Genomic DNA, 814 nt, shown 5'->3' with positions numbered 1-814 from the left:
TCCATCGCCGGATCAGCGATCATGGCGCCGTCCCAGTCAATTAAATACAGCTGGTTGTCTTCAGACAATAGCCAGTTATTATGATTGACATCACAATGGCAAACGACTTTCTCACCGAAATGCACTTCATGCAGATGTTCTTCTAAATACTTGATTCCTTCTTGAATCAGCGGCGAAGATTGCTGCACAGCAAATACAGCCTGCTTCAGCTGAGACAGAAGAGCCCCCGGGTTCAGCGGTTCTTTTCCAAGTCTCTTCAGCATGTCCAGCAAGGCTTTTGATGTGTGTATTTTACGAAGCAATTCAGCAACGGGCCGTCCGCTCATATCTTTGGGCTTCAGCTCTCTGCCGGTCATCCAGTGCTGGGCCGTAATGACGTCCCCATTTTCCATCCGTTTTGTCCAAACCAGCTTCGGAACAATGCCTTCGGCGGATAAAACAGCTAAAAAAGGTGAGCTATTACGTTTTAAAAAAAGCTGCTGCCCGTTATGTTTCGCATAATATGCATCTCCTGTAGCTCCTCCGGCGGGGAAGATCTCCCAATCGCTACCTAGTAATTGTCCCAACCAGTTCATATCAATGTTCAACCCATCATTTCTTAAAATATTTTAGAATTAAGGCTAATCGTTTCTAGTCTATCCAGCGAATGCCTTTTTCGTACGAATCGTATAAAAATAAAAAAGACAGCTATTGAGAGTCTCATATGCTAATCAATAGCCGTCCTTTAAATTTTAGCGCTATAGCACAAACTTCGTCAAGCAAAACTCTTAAGATCTGATGCTAAATATAAGATAACCGTTCCGATGCCGTTTAC

General features: G+C 43.6%; 1 protein-coding gene. It reads right to left on the bottom strand.

The annotated features are described in order from the left end of the window. The coding region (locus RAC86_RS39360) for a phosphotransferase family protein (protein WP_377887033.1) at positions 1-575 on the bottom strand (575 nt) is incomplete at its 3' end. Positions 576-814 lie beyond the last annotated feature (239 nt).

This window comes from Bacillus sp. LR_5 (genome assembly GCF_042709275.1).
Note: the sequence above shows the minus strand (reverse complement) of the source record. Positions and strands in the feature narration are given on the sequence as shown.